The sequence below is a fragment of the Tropicimonas sp. TH_r6 genome, from assembly GCF_033101155.1.
Classification (GTDB): Bacteria; Pseudomonadota; Alphaproteobacteria; order Rhodobacterales; family Rhodobacteraceae; genus Tropicimonas.
Genome location: NZ_JAWMPX010000016.1, coordinates 34,794 through 55,379, shown reverse-complemented (window position 1 = coordinate 55,379; position 20,586 = coordinate 34,794). Strand labels below are relative to the sequence as shown.

Here is a 20,586-nt window from a genome sequence, read left to right as displayed (position 1 = left end):
GGGAAACCGGGCCGGCTCACGTCATGGAGGCGAGAGGATAACCGATGGCAAAACGTGACTATTACGAGGTGCTGGGCGTCGCGCGTGGAGCCTCGGAAGCCGAGATCAAGAAGGGCTTTCGCAAGAAGGCCCGGGAACTGCACCCAGACAGCAATTCAGACAATCCCGATGCCGAGGCCCAGTTCAAGGAAGCGAACGAAGCCTATGACATCCTGAAGGACCCGGAGAAGAAGGCAGCCTATGATCGCTTCGGCCATGCTGCCTTCGAAGGCGGCATGGGCGGTGGCGGCGGCGGCCCGCGCGGCGGCGGTTTCCATGGCCAGGGCGATTTCGCTTCTGCCTTCTCGGATGTGTTCGACGATCTCTTCGGCGATTTCATGGGCGGCCAGCGTGGTGGCGGACGCCAGCGCGCCGCGCGCGGCTCGGACCTGCGCTACAACCTACGCGTGACATTGGAGGAGGCCTTCGCCGGCGTCCAGAAGACGATCAACGTGCCGACCTCGGTCGCCTGTTCTGCCTGTTCGGGTACCGGCGCGGAAGGTGGCGCGGAACCGATCACCTGCCCGACCTGTTCGGGAATGGGCAAGGTGCGCGCGCAGCAGGGTTTCTTCACCGTCGAGCGGACCTGCCCGACCTGCAACGGCCTTGGCCAGAGCATCAAGAATCCCTGCCAGACCTGCCATGGAAATGGCCGGGTCGAGAAGGAGCGGTCTCTTTCGGTCAATATCCCTGCCGGGGTCGAGACCGGGACGCGCATCCGCCTCGCCGGCGAGGGTGATGCGGGGACGCGAGGCGGGCCGTCGGGAGATCTCTACATTTTTATCGAGGTTGCAGAGCACGAAATCTTCAATCGCGATGCGCAACATCTCTTCTGCCAGGTCCCGGTCTCGGTCGCGTCTGCCGCGCTGGGTGGAGATATCGAAGTGCCGACCATCGATGGTGGCCGCAGCCGCGTGAAAGTTCCGGCCGGATCGCAAACCGGTAAGCAGATGCGCTTGCGCGGCAAGGGCATGCCAACCCTGCGCGGAGGCGGCTCGGGCGACATGTTCATAGAGATGATAGTCGAGACTCCGGTTAACTTGACCACCCGGCAGAAGGAGTTGCTGCGCGAGTTCGACGAGCTCAGCATGGAGAACAACCCGCGCTCCTCGAACTTCTTCTCCAAGGTGAAGAATTTCTGGGACGAGATGAAAGGCTGATCGCCTTTTGTTCTTAACCCTAAATTCAAGGGCCTGGGCTTAGATCTCCCTATGAGACATACCCAGGCCCTTGCTGACTCGGCTCTGCCGCTTTTCGCCCTGACAGATCTTCCGCAGGCGCATCCTTCGGCTTCGTCAAGCACTCGGGAACCATCCTATCTCCACGATCATCGTCATCGCCTGCGGACCCGTTTCGCGGAACGCGGTGCCGCCTCCGTTCCGGACTACGAATTGCTGGAACTCCTCCTCTTCCGCGCCATGCCCCGTCAGGATGTCAAGCCGCTGGCCAACCGGCTCATGGAGCAATTCGGCGACTTCAACGAGGTGGTCTCGGCACCCGAGGGACGGCTGTTGGAGATCGAGGGTGTCGGTCCGGCCGTCGTACAGGACCTCAAGATCGTGGAAGCTGCGGCGCATCGCATGGCCCGAGCCCGCATCTTGAACCGCCACGTCCTGTCCAATTGGGACGCGTTGCTCGACTATTGCCACACGACCATGGCGCATCGGGCAACGGAACAGTTCCGCGTGCTCTACCTCGACGCCAGGAACGCGTTGCTGGCCGATGAGGAGCAGGCGCAGGGCACGGTGGATCACGTCCCTGTCTACCCGCGCGAAGTGGTCAAGCGAGCGCTGGAATTCAATGCGTCGGCGCTGATCCTTGTCCACAACCATCCCTCCGGCGATGCAACCCCTTCATCGGCGGATATCTCCATGACACAGGCCATCTTGCGGGCTGCCGAAGCACTCGGCCTGACGGTCCATGAGCACCTGATCATCGGTCGGGAAGACGAGTTCAGCTTCCGCGAAGCCGAACTACTGAGGCCCGATACGGAGTAGGTCGATTAAAGCGGACAGTGCCGAAGCCGTCGCGCCGACGCCTAGCGAAGCCAGACCTCGACCCGGCGGTTGGTCTTGCGTCCACGTTCGTGGTCATCGCAGGCAAGCGGCAGCGCTTCCCCGAACCCGACAGCGCTCAGCACCACCCGGTTCCAGTCCGCAAGCGGGGCCGCCAACCGCAGCGCTTCCGCCACCACCTCGGCGCGCTTCAGCGACAGGGCCTGGTTCGTTTCCGCCGGGCCGAGCCCATCAGAGAAGCCGGCCAGAAGAATTTCGCGATTGTCATAGCTGCCGATCTCGATCTGGCGAGCGAGGCGGTCTAGGTTCCCCTCCGATTGTGGGTCAAGCTGGGTCGATCCGTTCTGGAAGCGGAAGGTGGATGTCAGACGCTGCGCCCCGACCATTGCCCCGACCATTGCCTTCAGGTCCTCGATCTGAACCTCGTCGCCCGCCGCTGCGATCGCATTGGCGAGCCGTTCGCCCTGTGCGGCAAGCGGGATCTCGACGGCGATCTGATCTACATATCCCGCGCGTCGGACAGCCATGCCGGCGGCTGGCGTATTGAGCCAGTCAAGGAACTCGCGCGCCAAAAGCGGCAGTCTGCGCGGCGGAACATAGAGATAGAGCGGCAGCGGCAGCGGGTAGTCTTCGGATTTCAGTGCCTCACGCGAGAGGGAGATCTGGCGTCCGCAATTGCCGGTCAATTCCAGCGGCCGGGCGTTGCCAAGGTCCGAGAAGCGCGCCAGGCCAAGCGCATCGGGGCTTCGGGCAACCGTATCCACCAGCCCGGCTCCGGATTCGTGGCGCACCAGCCAGCCCTGGCTGTCCTTTCCCGGAGATCTCTTCGGCGACGGCAATATCTGCTCGACGCTGCCATCGGAGACTGGCTCATGCAGGTCGATCGGCGCGGCGGTGCCGCCCAACCCCGCCCAGTCCAGCAACGTACCGGCGCGGATCGCCTCGAGCTGTTCGAAGCTGATCCGGCGGATCGGATTATGCGGTGAAACGACTGGCACGAGCCCGTCCAGCGCCACGATCCGCGCCCGGCGCGGCGCTGTCAGATCGCCAAACCCGGCCTTCTTGCCCTCGGCAATCTCGTCAGCGGTCGCGATGCGGTTGGCCATGGCGAGGTCGGCGCGATCGGCGATCAGGTCGGCGATGCCGGTCGTCGAATCGTTCAGGGAGAAGTGGAACCGGCCAACGAGCCGGCCTTCGGTCGGATCGACGAGATGATAGCTGAAGCTGTCCGGTCCAGTCTCCAGCCGCTTCGCCAGAAGGGCACTGCGGGCGGCGAAGGTTTCGAGCAGGGCTGGAAGCAGGATGTCGCCCACGGAGGCCTCGCCCGAGAAACGGATTTCGGCGATCGGATGGATCAGGTCGGGACAGCCCGGCCCCTCGCAATAGACGCCTTCGGCATCAAGTGTGATGACGCCGAAATCGGTCCGCAGCCGATAGAACGCGCCGTCGAAACCGAGCATGTCGCCTTCCAGGCTGATCGAGCCATCGCGAGAGGTGAGAAAGGCATCCTGCGCCAATGCGGGGGGTGCCCCGAGTGGGAGAAGCGCGAGAACCACAGCGCAAAGTCTTGTTAGTCCCATGGTGACGGATCGGCCTGCCTTTGTTGGCGGCGATATTCGGGACGAAGGGCATGGGCTTCAACAAGCGATTTGGCCTGTCGGAAAGAGGAAAGCCGGTTGAGTCGGTTTTGCATCGGTTATGTGCGGGCTCAGCGGAGCTCGGACCCATCCTCGGGGAGCCGAAGTTCGTAGAGTTGTGGCGCCGGGCGTGGAAGCTGTTCGACCAGGGGATCCTCTGGCAGGTAGATCTCTTCCCCGCTGGGGGCTGCGCGGGCGACACGGGTGACGGAGACAGAGGTGTCCAGCCGCATGGGCGTGCCCGATTCCGCTCCGGCGAACCGTGCGGCGAGAGCGTCGGCATTGAGCGCAAGATAGCCCGCGGAAAAGGTCAGCAGGAAGGTCGCAACGGCCACTGTGATGGATCGGGGGATCTGCAAGGCTGCCTCCTGAGGGAACACGCTTGCTCGATCAATACCCTCGAAATTGGGCGGGGCCGTGGCACGCGAAGGGCTGCATTTGGCCCCACGGGAGAGAAATCCCGGCAATTTGCCGGGATTGTTGTTCATTTCGGGATAGTATGTGGCTCAGAAAGCGCCGTGGCAGTGCTTGAACTTCTTGCCGGAGCCACAAGGACAGGGGTCATTGCGGCCCGGATTGCCCCAGCTCGAGGGATCGTTCTCGTCGAAATCAGCGACCAGCGGGTCTTTCCCGGCAGCAGCATCCTTGGCGTCGGTTGCCTTTTGCATCGCCGCCTGCTGCGCCATCATCTGTGCCATCATCTGCTGCTGCTCCTCGGGGGTCAGCGGGCGGATCTGGCTGAGCTTCTCGGTCACTTCCTCGCGCAGCCCGTCGAGCAGGCTCTCGAAGAGCTGGAAGGCCTCGTTCTTGTACTCGTTGAGCGGATCGCGCTGCGCATAGCCGCGGAAACCGACAACGGAGCGCAGATGTTCCAGCGTCAGCAGATGCTCACGCCACTTGCCGTCGATGGTCTGCAGCAGGAGCTGCTTCTCGATGGAGCGCATCTGTTCAAGGCCGAAATCCACGGCCTTCTGGGCCATGAACTCGTCCGAGGCCTTGTAGAGGCGTTCTCGGATGTCACCGTCATCGACGCCTTCTTCATCCGCCCATTCGATCACCGGCACATCGACGCCAAGATGCTTGATCACATCTGCATAGAGCTTCTCGGTCTCCCATTGGTCCGCATAGGTCTTCTTCGGCATGTATTGATCGACCAACTCGTCGACCACCTCGTGCCGCATGTCCTGCACGATATCGGAAAGATCCTCGGACTCCATGATCTCGCGACGTTGACCGAAGATGACCTTCCGCTGGTCGTTCATCACGTCGTCGAACTTGAGGAGCTGCTTGCGGATGTCGAAGTTCCGGCCCTCGACCTTCGCTTGTGCACGCTCCAGCGACTTGTTCACCCAGGGGTGCACGATCGCCTCGCCTTCTTTCATGCCAAGCTTCTTGAGCATGGAATCGAGTCTTTCGGAGCCGAAGATCCGCATCAGATCGTCTTCGAGGCTGAGGAAGAAGGAGGATTTACCGGGGTCGCCCTGACGGCCGGAGCGACCGCGCAGCTGGTTGTCGATCCGGCGGCTTTCATGGCGCTCGGTGGCGAGCACGTAGAGCCCGCCGGCCTGTTTCACGGCTTCCTCGTCATCCTTGTGCTGCGCCTCGATCGCGGCGCGGATCTGTTCGGGATCGCCTTCGGGATCGGCGGCGATCGCCTCCATCACCTTGAATTCGACATTGCCGCCGAGTTTGATGTCCGTGCCGCGGCCGGCCATGTTGGTGGCGATGGTCACGGCGCCGAGCTTGCCGGCATCGGCGACGATCTGCGCTTCCTGCTCGTGCTGGCGGGCGTTGAGCACGTTATGCTTCACGCCTTCCTTCTTCAGCATCTGGCTGAGCAGTTCGGATTTCTCGATCGAGGTCGTGCCGACAAGGACCGGCTGGCCCTTTTCGTGCGACTTCTTGATCTCCTCGATCACCGCGTTGAACTTTTCGTCGCCGGTCCGGTAGACCTGATCATGCTCGTCTTCGCGCGCAACGGGCAGGTTGGTCGGAACCTCGACCACGCCGAGCGCGTAGATCTCCATGAACTCGTCGGCCTCGGTCAGCGCCGTGCCGGTCATGCCGGAGAGCTTGTCATAGAGGCGGAAATAGTTCTGGAAGGTGACGCTGGCCAGCGTCACGTTCTCGGGCTGGATCTCGCAGCCTTCCTTGGCCTCGATCGCCTGGTGCAGGCCGTCGGAGAGGCGTCGACCGGCCATCATCCGGCCGGTGAACTCGTCGATCAGAACGATCTCGTTGTTGCGGACGATGTAATCCTTGTCCTTCTGGAACAGCTTGTGCGCCTTCAGGCCCTGGTTGATGTGGTGCACCAGTGTCGTGCTCTCGGGGTCGTAGAGGTTCTGCCCCTCGGGAAGGATCTCGTATTGCGTCAGCCGCTCCTCGAGGAACTCGTTGCCCTCGTCGGTATAGGTGACATTCTTCGTCTTCTCGTCGAGCGTGTAATGCGCGGGCTGCACCTCGGGGATGATCTTGTCGATTGTTCGGTAAAGCTCGGAGCGGTCCTGGGAGGGGCCGGATATGATCAGCGGCGTCCGGGCTTCATCGATCAGGATCGAGTCGACCTCGTCCACGATTGCGAAATTGTGGTATTTCTGGGCGACATCCTTCAGTTCGGCTTTCATGTTGTCCCGAAGGTAGTCGAAGCCGAGCTCGTTATTGGTCGCGTAGGTCACGTCACAGCCATAGGCGCCGAGCTTCTCGGCCTCGGGCTGCTGCGGGTAGACAACGCCACAGGTCATGCCGAGCTGAGCATAGACCTTGCCCATCCACTCCGCATCCCGCTTGGCGAGATAGTCGTTGACAGTGACGATATGGACGCCATGACCGCCAAGCGCGTTGAGATAAGCAGGAAAGGTAGCGACAAGCGTCTTGCCCTCGCCCGTCTTCATCTCGGAAATATTGCCCTCATGCAGGAAGATGCCGCCCATGAGCTGGACGTCGAAGGCGCGCAGGCCAAGCGCCCGCTTGGCACCTTCGCGCACATTGGCAAAGGCCTCCGGCAACAACGAGTCGAGATCCTCGCCATTCCGTGCGCGTTCCTGCAAAGCCCGCGTCACGGCGATCAGCTCCTCGTCGGATTTCTTCTCGAATTCCGGCTCCAGCGCATTGATCCTGTCGATGACGGGGCGGGTTGCCTTGATCTTGCGGTCATTGGGCGTACCAAAGACCTTTTTCGCGATCGTTCCAAATCCCAGCATATCTGCTCCGCCATTACGAATTCGTGTGAGAGGACGCCTTGCCGGCCCTTCCGCGCAGCGTTACCTAGGCATCAAACGCAGAGCCGCCCGTCTCCCGGACCATCCGCGATGTAAGGGCGCGCCTTGTGAGTGTCAACGCTGCGCAGGGGCGCGGCCTCGAAGGAGCTGATCACGATGTCGATGACCAACAAAACCTGGGGCGCCGGGCTCTTTGCCCTCGCGATGAGCGCGAGCCTGCCTGCGCAGGCCGCTGACGAGACCGCCAATACGGTCGTGGCAACCGTTGGTGGGGCCGAAATCACCATCGGTCACATGGTCGCCGCGCGCAGCACTTTGCCGGCGCAATACCAGCAGCTGGAAGCGGACGTTCTGTGGCAGGGCCTGCTGGATCAGCTCGTTCAACAGAACGCCATGGCCCAGTCTCTTGGCGCCGAGGTGACCCCGGCGACGCAATTCGCCATTGATAACGCGATCTCCGGATTGCTCGCCGGCGAGGCCATCGGCAAGGCGGTGCAGGAGGCCGTGACTGAAGAGACGCTGCAAGCCGCCTACGACGCGCGGTTTGCCGATGCCGAGCCGTCCAAGGAGTTCCACGCTGCGCATATTCTCGTCGAGAGCGAAGAAGACGCGCAGGCAATCAAGGCCGATCTCGATGGGGGTGCCGATTTCGCGGCGCTGGCGATGGAGAAGTCGACCGGCCCCTCCGGCCCCGGCGGCGGTGACCTTGGCTGGTTCGGCGAAGGCATGATGGTGCCGGAGTTCGAGAATGCGGTGATGGCGCTGGAGGCCGGCAGCGTCTCCGACCCGGTTCAGACCCAGTTCGGCTGGCACGTCGTCAAGCTCTTCGAAACCCGCTTGTCCGATGCGCCGCCGCTCGAAGAGGTCCGGGGCGACCTGGCAGCCGAGATCGAGACGGCGACGGTCGAGACCGCGCTCGAAATGGCGATGGAAAAGACCGAGGTGGTTTATCCCGAAGCCGAGTTCGACCCCAGCCTGCTCGACAGTGTCGATCTCCTGGCCGAGTAACGGAGGCACAGATGGCCGGATCGCACCCCGTCTCGCCGCTCGCCCCTGAGGCCTTCCCGGATCTGCCGGAGATCGCCGGAGCGGAGTTCTCCGCTGTCGAAGCGGGGGTGCGCTACGCCGGCCGTTCCGATGTGATGATGGCGCGATTGGCGCCGGGCAGCGCTGTGGCGGGCGTTTTCACCCGCTCGTCCACCCGCTCGGCCCCGGTGCTTGATTGCGAGGCCAAGCTGGCCGCCGGCGCCGCCCCGGAAGCGGGTGCTGCGATCCTGGTCAATTCCGGCAATGCCAATGCCTTCACCGGTGCAGCCGGTGAGAGATCGGTCAAGGCAATCTGTTTGGCTGTCGCCGAGGCGGCAAATGTGCCAACGGCGCGCGTCTTCACTGCCTCGACCGGCGTGATCGGCGAACGGCTGCCGCATGACCGGATAACCACCAAGCTGGAGACGCTGGTTGCCGGGCTCGCCAACAATGGCATTGCCGAGGCCGCGCAGGCCATCATGACCACGGACACCTATCCCAAGGGCGCGGGGCGTGTGATTGAGACTGCGGCGGGCGAGATTCGTCTTGCCGGCATCGCCAAGGGCTCCGGTATGATCGCGCCCGACATGGCGACCATGCTGGTCTACATCTTTACCGATGCGCGTGTGCCGCAGCCACTGTTGCAACAAGCGCTCTCCTCGCTCACGGAAACCAGCTTCAACGCCATCACCGTCGATGGCGACACGTCCACCTCCGACACGCTGCTTCTGGCCGCAACCGGACAGGGCGCGGTACAGATCGATGACATCGAGAGCGCACCGGGCCGGGCCTTTGTCGGTGCTCTGGGCGAGGTCATGCTCGATCTTGCGCACCAGGTCGTGCGGGATGGCGAGGGTGCCTCGAAATTCCTCGAGATCCGGGTTGCGGGCGCCACCTCTGACGACGATGCGAAAACGGTCGCCATGGCCATCGCCAACTCGCCGCTGGTCAAGACAGCCATCGCCGGTGAGGACCCGAATTGGGGCCGCGTCGTCATGGCCGTTGGCAAGTCCGGCGCCCCGGCCGATCGCGATCGCCTGACGATCCGCTTTGGCGATATCCTCGTTGCCGAGAAGGGTTGGGTGGCCGAGAGCTACACGGAAGAGGCTGGCGCGGCCTATATGAAACAACCGGAACTGCTGCTCTCGGTCGATCTCGGGCTGGGGCGCGGTGCGTTCACCGCCTGGACCTGCGATCTGACCCACGCCTATATCTCCATCAACGCGGATTACCGCTCGTGAAGACGGTTCTCGTGTCTGCGGTCGCGTTGGTGGATGTCGACGGACGGGTGCTGCTGGCGCAGCGCCCGGACGGCAAGTCCATGGCCGGGCTCTGGGAGTTCCCCGGCGGAAAGGTCGAGCCGGGAGAGACGCCCGAAGCCGCCCTGATCCGCGAGTTGCAGGAAGAGCTTGGCATCGACACCTGGGCCTCCTGCCTCGCGCCGCTGACCTTTGCGAGCCACAGTTATGAGAGCTTTCACCTGCTGATGCCGCTCTTCATCTGCCGTAAGTGGAATGGCACGCCGGTGTCCTGCGAGGGGCAGGCGCTGAAATGGGTCCGTGGGGAGGCGTTGCGCGACTATCCGATGCCCGAGGCCGATATCCCATTGATTCCACATATCCGGGACTGGCTCTGATCCGCACGGTCGGACGTCGCGGTAAACTCTGAGAAATTGCGCACGAGGACGGCGTTTCCGAAACGTTGCCCTCTCGCAATTCATCCTGACGTTGGTAATATGTCGATGAAACATCAATGATATCTGGATAAGAACGTGACCAGCACCGCGCCACGCCGCATCGTTTCTTCCCGCCATCTCGCCGAAGGAGAGGGTTGGGAGATGTCAGAGTTCGAATATGGCATGATCATTGCCCACAATGCGTTCAACCGCTGGATGCAGCGTTGCATGAGTGCCGCCGGGGGCGCCGATCTCGGGCCGCTGGAGATTCTCGTCCTTCACCATGTCAATCACCGCGACCGGGAGAAGCGTCTGTCCGACATCTGTTTTCTTCTGAATATCGAGGACATGCACACGGTGAATTATGCGCTGCGAAAGCTGATGAAGGCGGATCTTCTGGTGTCCGAGAAACGCGGCAAGGAAGTCTTTTACAGCGCCTCGGAATCGGGGCGCGGATTGTGCGACAGGTACCGGGAGATCCGGGAGCAATGCCTGCTCGAGCCGCTTCTGCAGGGTGGCAATGACGGCGAACAGTTGCGCGCCGTGGCCTCCTTCCTGCGGACGCTTTCGGGGCAATACGATCAGGCAAGCCGGGCGGCAGCATCCCTTTGATGCCGCCGCCCTGACGGCATCAGTTCCCCATGGCGTTGGGCAGCATGGTCACGATGCCCGGGAAGACGGTGATCAGCAGCAGTCCCAGCATCAACAGCAGGAAGAAGGGCAACGCTGCCTTGGCGACCCGCAGAATGTCGATCCCTGTCAGCCCCTGTATGACGAAAAGGTTGAAGCCCACCGGCGGGGTGATCTGGCTCATCTCGACAACGAGCACGAGGAAGATGCCGAACCAGAGCGGGTCGATCCCGACGGCCTGCACGATTGGCAGGATGATCGAAGTGGTCAGCACCACCACGGAGATCCCGTCGAGGAAGCAGCCCAGCAACACGAAGAATACCGTCAGCACCGCCAGCAAGGCGCCCGGCGAGAGGTCGAAGGTTCCAATCCAGGTGGCAAGGTTGCGCGGGATGCCGGTGAAACCCATGGCGATAGCGAGGAAGCCCGCGCCGAAGAGGATCAGGGCGATCATGCAGGAGGTGCGTGTGGCCGACATCAGCGCTGCGGTGAATTCCTTACGGCCGAAACTGCCGGTCATCACCGCCAGCACGGTGGCCAGCACAACGCCCACGGCCGCCGCGTCGGTCGGCGAGGCGACGCCGGTATAGATCGTGCCGATCACGCCGATGATCAACAGCATCACCGGCAGTAGACGACGAGAGGCGACAAGTTTCTCCCGAAAGGACATCGTGTCGTCCTCTTTCGGAATCGATGCCGGCGACATCCACGCGCGCAGCATCACGTAACCGCCGAAGAGGCAGACCAGCATCGCGCCGGGCAGGATGCCGGCGATAAAGAGCCGGGCGATGCTCTGTTCGGTGGCCACGCCATAGACGATCAGGATGATCGAGGGCGGGATCAGGAAGCCGAGCGTGGCCGAGCCGGCGAGCGTGCCGAGGATCAGGTCTTCAGGGTAGCCGCGCTCCTTGAGTTCCGGCACGGACATCCGCCCGATGGTGGCGGCCGTCGCGGCCGAGGAGCCGGAGACGGCGGCGAAGATGGCGCAGCCAAGCACGTTCACATGCAGCAGCCGTCCCGGCATCCGGGTGAGCCAGGGGGCGAGGCCGGAGAACATGTCTTCCGAAAGCCGGGATCGGAGCAGGATCTCGCCCATCAGGATGAAGAGCGGCAGGGCGGCCAGCGGCCAGGAATGGCTGTGGCCCCAGAGTGTGGTGGCCAGCACCAGCCCGGCAGGCGCGTTGGAAAAGGCGACGATGGCGACGAAAGCCATGATCATCAGCGACAGTGCCACCCAGAGGCCGGAGGCCAGGAGCGCGATCAGCAGGGTGAGGAGGATGCCGAATATGACGGGATCGGAAAGTTCGGCCATGATCTTACTCCGATCCGAAATCGATGAGGACCGGGCGACCGCTGCGCAGCGACTCGACCAGCGTGTCCAGCAGCGCCAGGGTCAGCAGGCCGAGGCCGACAACCATGGTGGTCTGCGGAATCCAGAGCGGCACGGCGACGATGCCCGGCGAGGTGTCGCCGTAATGCAGGCTTTCGGCCAGCAGCAACACGGAGAACCAGGTCGCGTAGCCGACCATCGCCCCGCCGAGGGCGAGCGACAGGATCTCGGCGATCCACTGGCCGCGCGGCGGCAGCCGCGACACCAGCAGGTTCACCCGGATATGCGCCCCGGCCCGCAACGTGTAGGCCATGGCGAGGAAGCTTGCCGCCGCCAGCGCAAAACCAGCAAAATCGGCATAAGAGGGGATCGTGTAGGAGAGCGACGGCCCTCCGATCCGCGCGAGGATGTTCAGCCCCACCTGGGCCGAGACGAGCAGGCAGATCGCCAGGATACTGAGCGCAGCCAGCCCGCCAGCGGCGGTGTAGAGCGCATCAAGGACACGTCGCATAGGGGGTTCCCCTCGATAGGAAGAGGCCCCCCGCGAGAAAACGGGGGGCCATCGGGATTACATCTTGTAGGCGTCGAGAATGGCCTTCGCCTCGTCGGAGGCGGTCTCGTTCCACTTCTCCAGCATCTGCGCGCCGATGGCCTGCAGGCCGGAGACCAGCTCTTCGGAGGGCTGGACGATGGTGATGCCGTTCTCTTCCATGACCTTGGTCTTGGCGGCGGCCTCTTCCTTGGACATCTCCCAGCCGCGGGTCTCGGCGGCAGCGGCAGCGGCCAGGACGGCCTCCTGCACGGACGGGTCCAGCTTGTCGAAGACACGCTTGTTCACCACGACGACATTCTTGGGCACCCAGGCGTCGATGGCGGTGTAATGGGTGACGAAATCCCAGGCCTTGGAGTTGGCGCCGGTGGAGGGCGAGGTGATCATCGCCTCGACCTGGCCGGTGGAGAAGGCCTGCGGGATGTCGGCGGCTTCGATCTGCACCGGCGCGGCCTTGGCCAGCGTGGCGAACTCTTCCAGCGCGGCATTATAGGCGCGGAAACGGAGGCCGGCGAGGTCTTCGACGGTCGCGATCTCGCCATTTGTGTAGAGGCCCTGGGCCGGCCACGGCACCGAGAAGAGCGGCATCATGCCCTCCTTGGCCAGCAGCTCGGTCACGACCGGCTTCTGGGCGTCCCAGAGCTTGGCGGCATCCTCGTAGGAGGTGGCGACGAAGGGCTGGCTGTCGAGACCGTAGGCGAGGTCGTCATTGGACAGGCGCGACAGGAAGAATTCCCCGATCGGCACCTGACGAGAACGGACCGCATTCTTGATCTCGGCATGGGGGAAGAGCGAGTTGGCCGAGTGGATGGTGATTTCCAGCCCGCCATCGGTCGCCGCCGCGACCTCTTCCGCGAAGCTGCGGATGTTCTGCGTGTGGAAGGTGGCGTCGCCATAGGGGGTGGGCATGTCCCACGACTCGGCGGTGGCCGGTGCGGCAATCACCAATGCGGCCAGGGCGGGGGCGGCAAACCTGATCATCTCTTTCACTCCTGCTGGGTCTTCCCGGTATGTCCGGGTGTTGATGATGACATCAGGGACAATACGTTGACAAATTTCAAGCGTTTTGTAACTTACACCCTACGAAGACCTTTGGAATTTGAAAACAAACCGCCTAAAAAGGCAGCATTGACGTGATAAGAGATCAAGAATCGGGCTTTCCGCAGATCGTCTCCTTGGGACTCGACGGTCTGCTGGTGCGATTCGCCGACCGGTTCGACGACGCCGCCAACCGCGCGGCTCTCGCATTCCGCGACGTCGCCGGAGCACTGGACTCCGTTCAGGAAGCTTCCACGTCCCTTTGTGCGGTCTATCTTCGCTTCGATCCCCATGCCCATCGGCACAGCGCGCTCGAAGACAGGCTCCGCGCGCTGCTCGCCGAAAGGAACTGGTACAGCGCGCCCTTGCCGGCCGACCATCGGATCTGGCGGATTCCGACCGTCTATGGTGGCGCGTATGGCCCCCAACTCGACGCCACGGCCGATATGGCCGGCACTGACACGGCCTCGGCGATCGAAGAATTGTCTACCGCCCGCCTGCGCGTCATGACGATTGGCTTTGCCCCGGGCTTTCCCTATCTCGGCCAGCTCTCCGAGCGCTGGAACCTGCCGCGCCATGACGACCTGAAAACAACCGTACCGCCCGGTGCGCTCGGTCTTGCGATCCGCCAGTTCGTGCTTTTTCCCGCCGAAAGCCCAACCGGCTGGCGCCATATCGCCACGACCGCTTTTCGCGGTTTCCGCCCCGGGCACGACAATCCTTTTCCGTTGCAGCCCGGCGACGAGATCACTTTCACAGCCGCAGAGGCGCGGGATTTCAGTCGCCTCGTCGATGCCCCTGATGGCGGCGCAATCTGCGAGCCGGCCCGATGAGGTCCCTAATTCTCCACCGAACCGGTCCCGGCACCACCGTTCAGGATCTTGGCCGTTCGGGCTTTCTCGCCCAAGGGCTGTCCCGCGGTGGCGCCGCCGACCCGGTCGCGCTGGCCGAAGGGGCCGCTCTGCTCGGCCAATCGCCGGAATTTGCCGCGCTCGAGATCATTGCCAGCATCGAGGTCGAGGTCACGGACCCCACATGGATCGCGCTCACCGGCGCTCCGAAACAGGCCAGCCGAAACGGCCAGCCCCTCAACTGGAATGCCTGCCACCTGCTGGCGCCGGGAGAGCGGCTGCGTCTTGGCCCCGCGACGGAGGGAAACTATGCCTATCTGCATCTCGCGGGCGGCATCGCGACGCCCCCGCAGGTCGGGGGGCGCGGCGCCCATCTCACCGCCGGTCTCGGCGCGCCTCTGACCGATGGAGAGGAACTGCCGATTGGGCCTGCGCCAGAGCCCGGCTTGCTCGCCCGCACCCTGCCAGAGGACGACCGGTTCGGCGGCGGCGAGATCCGCATTCTTGCCGGCCCACAGACCCCCCTGTTTCCGCCAGACGTACTCAATCGCTTCCTCGCCACACGCTTCACGCGCACAGCCTGGGCGAACCGGCAGGGTGTGAAGCTCGGCCATGAGGGTGAGGGTTTTCGTCCGACAGGGGGACTCAACCTGATCTCCGAGGTCATTGTCCCGGGCGACATCCAGGTGACTGGCGACGGCACCCCTTATGTGCTCGGCCCGGAATGCCAGACCATCGGCGGCTATCCCCGCATTGGAACGGTCGCGCCGCAGGATCTGCCCCGCGTGATGCAGGCTACGCCAGGCGCGCGGCTCCGCTTTCGACTCGTCACTCGAGACGAGGCCCTGTCCTCCTTTCATGCGGTGGAACATCTCCACGCGGCGGCGCTGACCCGGCTGCAGGAACAGGACCGTACCCCCTATGAAATCCTGATGGCAGAGAACCTGATCTCGGGTGTGGCCATCGACATCTTTGACAGCAAGGACGGCTCATGACCCGGCGAATCGATCTCAACGCGGATATGGGAGAAGGCTATGGCCGCTGGAGCATCGGTGACGATGCGGCGCTGCTACAGCATATCACCTCGGCCAATATCGCCTGCGGGCTGCATGCGGGGGACGCCGACGTGATGGCGAAAACCATGGCCCTGGCATTGGAGAAGGGCGTCAATCTCGGTGCTCACCCGGGTTTTCCCGACCTCCAGGGGTTCGGTCGTCGCCGGATGACACTCCCCGAGGCCTCACTACGCAACATGATCCGCTACCAGCTTGGCGCGGCCGATGCGATGGCCCGCGCAGCCGGGGGCCGGCTGCGCCACTTCAAGCTCCACGGCGCGTTGTCCAACATGGCCTCCGAAGATGCCGCGCTGGCACGGGCCTGCTACGAGACGGCGCTCGATTTTGATCCGGACCTGGTGATCCTGATCCTGCCGCTCACCGCAATGCAAGAGGCGATGGAGGCGCTCGGCGGCATCTGGGCGGGCGAGATCTTTGCCGACCGCGCCTATAACGAGGACGCAACCCTCGTGGATCGCTCCCAGGCAGGAGCGATGATCCATGACGGTGCCGAAGCCGCCGCGAACATGGCTGCGATGGTTCGCGAGCAGGCCATTATCTGCGCTTCCGGCAAGCGCCTGCCGTGCCGGGTGGATACGATCTGCGTCCATGGGGACACCCCGGAGAGCCTGGAAATCGCAGCGAATGTCCGCGCCCGCCTCGAGGCCGAGGGCAACGCCGTTTGTGCGTTGTGAACCATCGGCCCGAATGGCTCTTTTGTAAAGATCCCCGTAGGGGATTCATGTCGTGAATCCAGTGTGGTAGCCGAGCAGCATAAACAGCTGGGCGACAACGACGTACAAGACCAAGAACTGGTCGGACTGGCGTGCCGCCAACCCGTTTTCGGCCAAGCTCAACGCTGCGCTCTGGACGGCGAAAACAGTGGCCGAGGGCGGCACCTACCTCTTTGGAGCAACGCTTCTCTACAAGGTCAACGTCAGCACCTTGGCCCGGATGAGCGGGCGACTGGTGCTGAACCGGATCATTCAGCTTGAGATCTTCCCGAAGTAGCCCAGCGGCCTCCGCAAGACGCAACCCTGTGTCAGAGACCAAGGCGACCAGCCAGCGCAGTTCGTCGTCGAGGTTGCAGCACTCGGTTTGCAGCTGCCGGATGCTGTCGAGTGGCAGCGGCGCTCTCTCCTCAACGCCAGCCTTGCGGTCGAAGTAGACCCTGCCGAAGGGATTAGTCATGTCGATACCGGTCTCGCTGGCCGCGAAGTTGATGATGGATCGAACCGTGCCGAAGATCCGTGTGGTGCTGCTTCCTGCAAGTTGGCGGTCAATGAGATCATCGCGGAAGGCATTGGCATCAGCCTTGGTATACGCGGAGATGTCCTTGTTGCCACAGACGTCGATGACATAGCCACAGGAGCGCTCAGCTGCCCGATGGAACGTGACGGGACGTCCATTCCCCTTGAGGCGCAGGTAGACCGCGACAGCCTCCGAAAGCGTGAGCTTCTCTTGAACAGCCGCTGCCTGAGGGATCGGTACGCCCATCGGCGACAGGTTCGGACATCTCAAACGATGCTTGCCGGGGAGATCTACATCCTGAACGCGAAGGTGATACCAGTGCTCGTCAAGCTGTAGGGCCGCTCTAGCGGCTCTCGCGTTCGCCACGACAGCTGACTTGGTCCTCAGCGAGTAGCTAATCCTGTCGGTCGTGTAGTAATGGGGAAGGTCGCTCGGGACCCGTCGTGAGAAATAGAAGACCCCCTGTTTCACAAATGTGAAAGGGGCAGATTTGGTCTCCAGCATGGTCTACGCTCCAGCTCGCATTGGCGAAAACTGAAGGGAAACAGCGGCTTACCTGATGGGGTGGTGCCCAGGAGAGGACTCTGGGAACCGTTCTCTGTGATCAAACCCGTTGTAAATCAATTGGTTGCGTACGGCTGTGGGCTGCCAAGTTCCCACTGGATACCCTTGGAGGTTCCCATTTGCAAGGTGACAGCAGTTCACTCCGTGGGCGCTTCGGCTACGGGGGCTGAGAGGGATGCAAGCCAGCGAACAAAGGATAGACCCTGCGATACCATTAGGATCGTCAGTTCTTCTGGTGGTTGGCTGGGTTCGGGTTGTCCGTCCTCATGCCGATAGTTGTGACATGCCTCTACCCATGCCTTGAACGACGCCACCTCCTTCGCCGCTGCGCTGGTGGCCCTTTGGTGCCCTTGGTGAAGCCTTTGACATATCGGGTTAAGGTTGGAGGCGATCTCACCTGACTTGATCTGGTTGCCACCAAACATCTGCTGGTAGATGTTCTCAGCTGCGTCGTACACAGACCGAATGGCCTGCCTGCCATCTAACGGAACACCCTGAAGCGCCTTTTCCATGGTTTCTATGTTGTAACGCGCTGCAGCGAACGTTTCGTCGGCAAGCCCTCGCACGCAAACTGTGAGGTTTCTGTCGAACTCTTGGTCCACGTATGGGTGGACGCCGCAATCCTCATCTAGAGTGTACGCCAGCTGTCGCTCGCGGAAGACCTTCTCCACGGCATCGCGAAACCCCTTTTGAGCATCTCGGCGCCCGACGGGCGCCAAGAACCTATAGAACAAGGTAATGGCGTCGAAGAAGTCAACGCGGGAGAGGTTGTGCCAAAACTGCTCGAAGGATAAGTAGTTGGAGTAGGGGCCACTTTCGATCACGTCTATCCCTATAACCTCCTCCACAAGCAACCCGAACTTCAACCGGTTATCAGGTGAGGGGAGCGTTCGATCAGCTATCCGATAAACCCTTCGCCTAGCTCTAGGGCAGTCATGCCGCAGCACTTCTTCGCGCTCGTAGTTCCTTGAGTAGCGTTGCCCTGTCGTGGCGACGTTGATTGGACTATCGTTCGACATATCGCATTCTTCCTAGTTACCCTGGGCGGAGGGTCGCCCATCGACCACCGCTGCGCAAGGCGCCGGACTAAAACTTGCGGAAAAACCTGAGACCCAGAAATTGATAGAGAGGTCCCGCGTATCCCCCCGTGGGGGTGCGCCTCCGGCCAACTGTCTCCATCTGCGGGAAATTCCCATTATTGCATGTAAATCAATGCGTTGACAGGTAATCGTCACGGGCGTAGCCCCTCCGTGTCACCAACAAGGAGAACCCGACAATGACCTTTCACATCCACCGCGAACCCTTCGGCCTCACCCTCGACATCCGGAAGGAACCCGGAGACTTCAGCCTTCAGGTTGGCCCGTTCGAGGTCTTCATCAAGCGTGAGGAAGGAGCGGGGTATTGCCGCATCGGACAGCGCCGTTCGGGTGAGATCGTCTTCGACATACCGTTCCTCTCCGTCGCTTTCACGGACCGCCGCAAGTTCACCTGCTAGTCAGCCCCTCGCAGCGACTCTAGAAGGGACGTTCAGGCCCCTTTCACGCCCGCATGGACAGACACCCTCGGGAACCCGAGAAGGCCCGCTCTGGGTCCGCTGGTGGAGTCCTGCGGGCTTCCCTATGCCTGCCGCCCCCACCGTCCGTGGCTTCCCTCTCCTGCAGCGGGATAGACGAACAGACGTGGCTCTGCGCCCCGGTGTTTGTCCTGCCGCCGGGTAGGGGTGTCCGATTTGACCAACGTTATAGGACACACCACTGGCCGCTCCGAGGGGCGTCCGAAATAAGTCGATTGACAATTATCGAACGTATTCCTATTGGAGTTCTAGAACTCAATCGAACGCCAAGGAACACGTCATGGGTGAGACCATAGGATATGCACGGACCAGCACCACGGACCAGATCGCAGGGCTAGAGGCCCAGAAGAGAGATCTCGAGGCCGCTGGATGCACCCGCGTCTATGACGAACAGACCTCCGGGGCCGATGCTGACAGGCCGGAGTTGGGGCGTGCCTTGGACTTCATCCGCGAGGCCGACACCTTCGTTGTAACGAAGATCGACAGGCTTGCCCGGAACATGAAGCACCTTCTTGAGATCGTGGAGACGATCAACAGCACCGGGGCAACCCTTCGCATCCTCGATATGGACCTCGACACGGGAACCCCGACCGGGAAGTTGATGTTGCAGGTTCTGGGGGCCGTTGGGGAGTTCGAACGGGCCATGATGCTGGAACGTCAACGCGAGGGCATCGCCAAGGCCAAGGCCGAAGGTCGGTACAAGGGCAGGCCCCCGATGGATGCCGAGAAGGTGGGGGTTATTAAGGCGATGAAGGCCGCAGGGAAGACCCCGACCCAGATCGCCCAGGAGGCTGGTCTCGCCAGATCGACCGTCTATCGCATCCTTGGTGCGTCAGGCTGACGGTCACCGGACCGGGGGTGCGCGCGATTCACCCCCAACAATGCCGTACATGAACGCATTTTCCGGTGAGGTGTTCGGGCCGCGTACCCTGCGACAGTCCATCTGCGTGGTTCCTTTCTCCTGCCGCAGGGAGTGGGACGCCCCCGAACGCTTCACCCGAACGTGCGCCCTGAGGTGAGGCGACCTTGCGCGGCCCCACAGTCGAAGTTTTTCAGGATTTTCCGCCAACCGTGGCACCAGTGATCTGGGTCGCTTCTCCTCAAGGCGTGTCTGTTAGCAGGAGTGTCGTCTGTCTGTTTCACCAGATGCGCACAGCGCCAACCACGCTTCAACCACCCCTCACGCAGCACCGCACGGGGCACCCCACACCATCCACAAGGAAACCGATATGCGATTGCAGAGCAACGTCACCACCGTCACCTTCGACCAGATCGCCCTGGACGATACCTTCAGCATGCGTGAGCAGCGCCGGAAGGTGGACCTGAACAAACAGCCGAAGGGGCGTGTTAGCGGGACCCACTTACAGCACCTGAGGACCGTCCTGAAGAACGGTGGGCTGTTGGACCCCGTCAAGCTCTGGCAGGAGGTCGATGGCCAAGGTGGAACGACTGGACGGCTTGTCGTGCTGGATGGTCGATACAGGATTGCAGCGTATCGCGCAGAGCAAGCGACGAAGGACCGGAAGAAGCTCGGCAAGAAACCGACCCCTGTTACCATCCCCGCCCGCATCTACGCGGTGACCAAGGCGGAGGCCCTGTTGATTGCTCTTCAGAGCAACTCGAAGGAGACCCTTCCGCTCACCTATTCGGAGCGGTCGAACGCTGCTTGGCGGATGGTCTGGGAGTTTGGGGACAGCATCCCGAAACCCCGACTGGCCGCAGCCTCCGGGATTTCCCCTCGGACCATTCTCACAATGCGCCGACAACGGAAGGCCTTCAGGGACGCGAACGACACCCCTTCGCTGGACTGGCGAAAAGACCTTCGGTGGCCGAAAGAGGTCAAGGAGTATTGCCCACCGACTGACGAGCAGAAGGCGGAGATGGTCACGGCCCTAGCGAAAGGCTTCCGACAGACCCTCAACAGCAACTTCACGAAAGACTTGGCAACCCTCGCGGACGCGCTGGAGGAGGCGCTTGGCATTCAACAGATGCGCTACCTCATTGATTACCTAAGAACCGATGGCGGGGACGAGATATTCCTTGAGGAAGATGACCTGAAGATGGACCCGAGAGGTAGTGAGGAAGCCGGTTTCTGAACCACCACCACGCACATGTATAGGAGCGCAAGTTGCGC

Annotated in this window: 21 protein-coding genes and 1 pseudogene; 14 read left to right on the top strand and 8 right to left on the bottom strand. The window is 62.4% G+C overall.

Going from position 1 to position 20,586, the window contains the following annotated elements:
• Positions 1-44: 44 nt before the first annotated feature.
• Positions 45-1,199, top strand: a complete 1,155-nt coding sequence (dnaJ, locus tag R3X27_RS15595; protein ID WP_317709799.1) for a molecular chaperone DnaJ — start codon at positions 45-47, stop codon at positions 1,197-1,199.
• Positions 1,200-1,250: 51 nt separating this feature from the next.
• On the top strand, positions 1,251-2,036 hold the full coding sequence (gene radC / locus R3X27_RS15590) for a RadC family protein (RefSeq protein WP_317709798.1): 786 nt from the start codon (positions 1,251-1,253) through the stop codon (positions 2,034-2,036).
• Between the two features lie 41 nt (positions 2,037-2,077).
• On the opposite strand, the gene R3X27_RS15585 is transcribed toward radC, so the two are convergent.
• From R3X27_RS15585 to secA, 3 genes are all read right to left on the bottom strand, one after another.
• Positions 2,078-3,610, bottom strand: a complete 1,533-nt coding sequence (locus R3X27_RS15585; RefSeq protein WP_317709797.1) for a phosphate ABC transporter substrate-binding/OmpA family protein — start codon at positions 3,608-3,610, stop codon at positions 2,078-2,080.
• A gap of 152 nt (positions 3,611-3,762) precedes the next feature.
• Positions 3,763-4,050, bottom strand: a complete 288-nt coding sequence (locus R3X27_RS15580) for a hypothetical protein (RefSeq protein WP_317709796.1) — start codon at positions 4,048-4,050, stop codon at positions 3,763-3,765.
• A gap of 147 nt (positions 4,051-4,197) precedes the next feature.
• Positions 4,198-6,891 carry a preprotein translocase subunit SecA gene (gene secA, locus R3X27_RS15575; RefSeq protein WP_317709795.1) on the bottom strand — a complete coding sequence of 898 codons (2,694 nt, stop codon included), beginning with the start codon at positions 6,889-6,891 and terminating at the stop codon, positions 4,198-4,200.
• A 180-nt stretch (positions 6,892-7,071) separates the two neighbouring features.
• Here secA and R3X27_RS15570 point away from each other — a divergent pair, with 180 nt between their 5' ends.
• The 4 genes from R3X27_RS15570 to R3X27_RS15555 all read left to right on the top strand — a co-directional run bounded on the left by R3X27_RS15570 (position 7,072) and on the right by R3X27_RS15555 (position 10,222).
• Positions 7,072-7,917, top strand: a complete 846-nt coding sequence (locus R3X27_RS15570) for a peptidylprolyl isomerase (RefSeq protein ID WP_317709794.1) — start codon at positions 7,072-7,074, stop codon at positions 7,915-7,917.
• An 11-nt stretch (positions 7,918-7,928) separates the two neighbouring features.
• Entirely contained in the window at positions 7,929-9,176 is a 1,248-nt protein-coding gene (argJ, locus tag R3X27_RS15565) for a bifunctional glutamate N-acetyltransferase/amino-acid acetyltransferase ArgJ (protein ID WP_317709793.1), read from the top strand.
• The gene (mutT, locus tag R3X27_RS15560; RefSeq protein ID WP_317709792.1) at positions 9,173-9,571 is read left to right on the top strand and encodes an 8-oxo-dGTP diphosphatase MutT; all 399 of its coding nucleotides are present in this window, start codon (positions 9,173-9,175) and stop codon (positions 9,569-9,571) included. Before argJ ends, mutT begins: the two co-directional genes overlap by 4 nt.
• Before the next feature lie 201 nt (positions 9,572-9,772).
• Positions 9,773-10,222, top strand: coding sequence for a winged helix DNA-binding protein (locus tag R3X27_RS15555; RefSeq protein WP_317709856.1), 450 nt, complete (start codon positions 9,773-9,775; stop codon positions 10,220-10,222).
• A gap of 19 nt (positions 10,223-10,241) precedes the next feature.
• On the opposite strand, the gene R3X27_RS15550 is transcribed toward R3X27_RS15555, so the two are convergent.
• The 3 genes from R3X27_RS15550 to R3X27_RS15540 are packed head-to-tail and all read right to left on the bottom strand — an operon-like array spanning position 10,242 to position 13,101.
• Entirely contained in the window at positions 10,242-11,552 is a 1,311-nt protein-coding gene (locus R3X27_RS15550; RefSeq protein WP_317709791.1) for a TRAP transporter large permease subunit, read from the bottom strand.
• A gap of 4 nt (positions 11,553-11,556) precedes the next feature.
• On the bottom strand, positions 11,557-12,081 hold the full coding sequence (locus R3X27_RS15545; RefSeq protein WP_317709790.1) for a TRAP transporter small permease: 525 nt from the start codon (positions 12,079-12,081) through the stop codon (positions 11,557-11,559).
• A gap of 57 nt (positions 12,082-12,138) precedes the next feature.
• Positions 12,139-13,101 carry a TRAP transporter substrate-binding protein gene (locus R3X27_RS15540; protein WP_317709789.1) on the bottom strand — a complete coding sequence of 321 codons (963 nt, stop codon included), beginning with the start codon at positions 13,099-13,101 and terminating at the stop codon, positions 12,139-12,141.
• A gap of 152 nt (positions 13,102-13,253) precedes the next feature.
• Between R3X27_RS15540 and R3X27_RS15535 the strand changes: the two genes are divergently transcribed.
• From R3X27_RS15535 to R3X27_RS15515, 5 genes are all read left to right on the top strand, one after another.
• The gene (locus R3X27_RS15535; protein ID WP_317709788.1) at positions 13,254-13,991 is read left to right on the top strand and encodes an allophanate hydrolase subunit 1; all 738 of its coding nucleotides are present in this window, start codon (positions 13,254-13,256) and stop codon (positions 13,989-13,991) included.
• Positions 13,988-15,004 (top strand): biotin-dependent carboxyltransferase family protein, encoded by a 1,017-nt coding sequence (locus R3X27_RS15530; protein ID WP_317709787.1) that lies wholly within the window; start codon positions 13,988-13,990, stop codon positions 15,002-15,004. Before R3X27_RS15535 ends, R3X27_RS15530 begins: the two co-directional genes overlap by 4 nt.
• Positions 15,001-15,759, top strand: a complete 759-nt coding sequence (locus R3X27_RS15525) for a 5-oxoprolinase subunit PxpA (RefSeq protein WP_317709786.1) — start codon at positions 15,001-15,003, stop codon at positions 15,757-15,759. Before R3X27_RS15530 ends, R3X27_RS15525 begins: the two co-directional genes overlap by 4 nt.
• Before the next feature lie 187 nt (positions 15,760-15,946).
• Positions 15,947-16,075 (top strand): hypothetical protein, encoded by a 129-nt coding sequence (locus R3X27_RS15520; RefSeq protein WP_317709863.1) that lies wholly within the window; start codon positions 15,947-15,949, stop codon positions 16,073-16,075.
• Between the two features lie 87 nt (positions 16,076-16,162).
• On the top strand, positions 16,163-16,651 hold the full coding sequence (locus R3X27_RS15515) for a hypothetical protein (RefSeq protein ID WP_317709862.1): 489 nt from the start codon (positions 16,163-16,165) through the stop codon (positions 16,649-16,651).
• Positions 16,652-16,678: 27 nt separating this feature from the next.
• On the opposite strand, the pseudogene R3X27_RS15510 reads toward R3X27_RS15515, so the two are convergent.
• Together R3X27_RS15510 and R3X27_RS15505 are read right to left on the bottom strand one after the other, a co-directional pair.
• Positions 16,679-16,819, bottom strand: a pseudogene (locus R3X27_RS15510) (DUF6538 domain-containing protein); the annotation flags it as partial.
• A gap of 197 nt (positions 16,820-17,016) precedes the next feature.
• Positions 17,017-17,898 (bottom strand): hypothetical protein, encoded by an 882-nt coding sequence (locus R3X27_RS15505; RefSeq protein WP_317709785.1) that lies wholly within the window; start codon positions 17,896-17,898, stop codon positions 17,017-17,019.
• 257 nt (positions 17,899-18,155) lie between these two features.
• Here R3X27_RS15505 and R3X27_RS15500 point away from each other — a divergent pair, with 257 nt between their 5' ends.
• The 3 genes from R3X27_RS15500 to R3X27_RS15490 all read left to right on the top strand — a co-directional run bounded on the left by R3X27_RS15500 (position 18,156) and on the right by R3X27_RS15490 (position 20,548).
• A complete protein-coding gene (locus R3X27_RS15500) occupies positions 18,156-18,374 on the top strand; it encodes a hypothetical protein (RefSeq protein ID WP_317709784.1) in 219 nt (72 codons plus the stop codon).
• A gap of 358 nt (positions 18,375-18,732) precedes the next feature.
• Entirely contained in the window at positions 18,733-19,293 is a 561-nt protein-coding gene (locus R3X27_RS15495) for a recombinase family protein (RefSeq protein WP_317709783.1), read from the top strand.
• Between the two features lie 394 nt (positions 19,294-19,687).
• On the top strand, positions 19,688-20,548 hold the full coding sequence (locus tag R3X27_RS15490; RefSeq protein WP_317709782.1) for a hypothetical protein: 861 nt from the start codon (positions 19,688-19,690) through the stop codon (positions 20,546-20,548).
• Positions 20,549-20,586 lie beyond the last annotated feature (38 nt).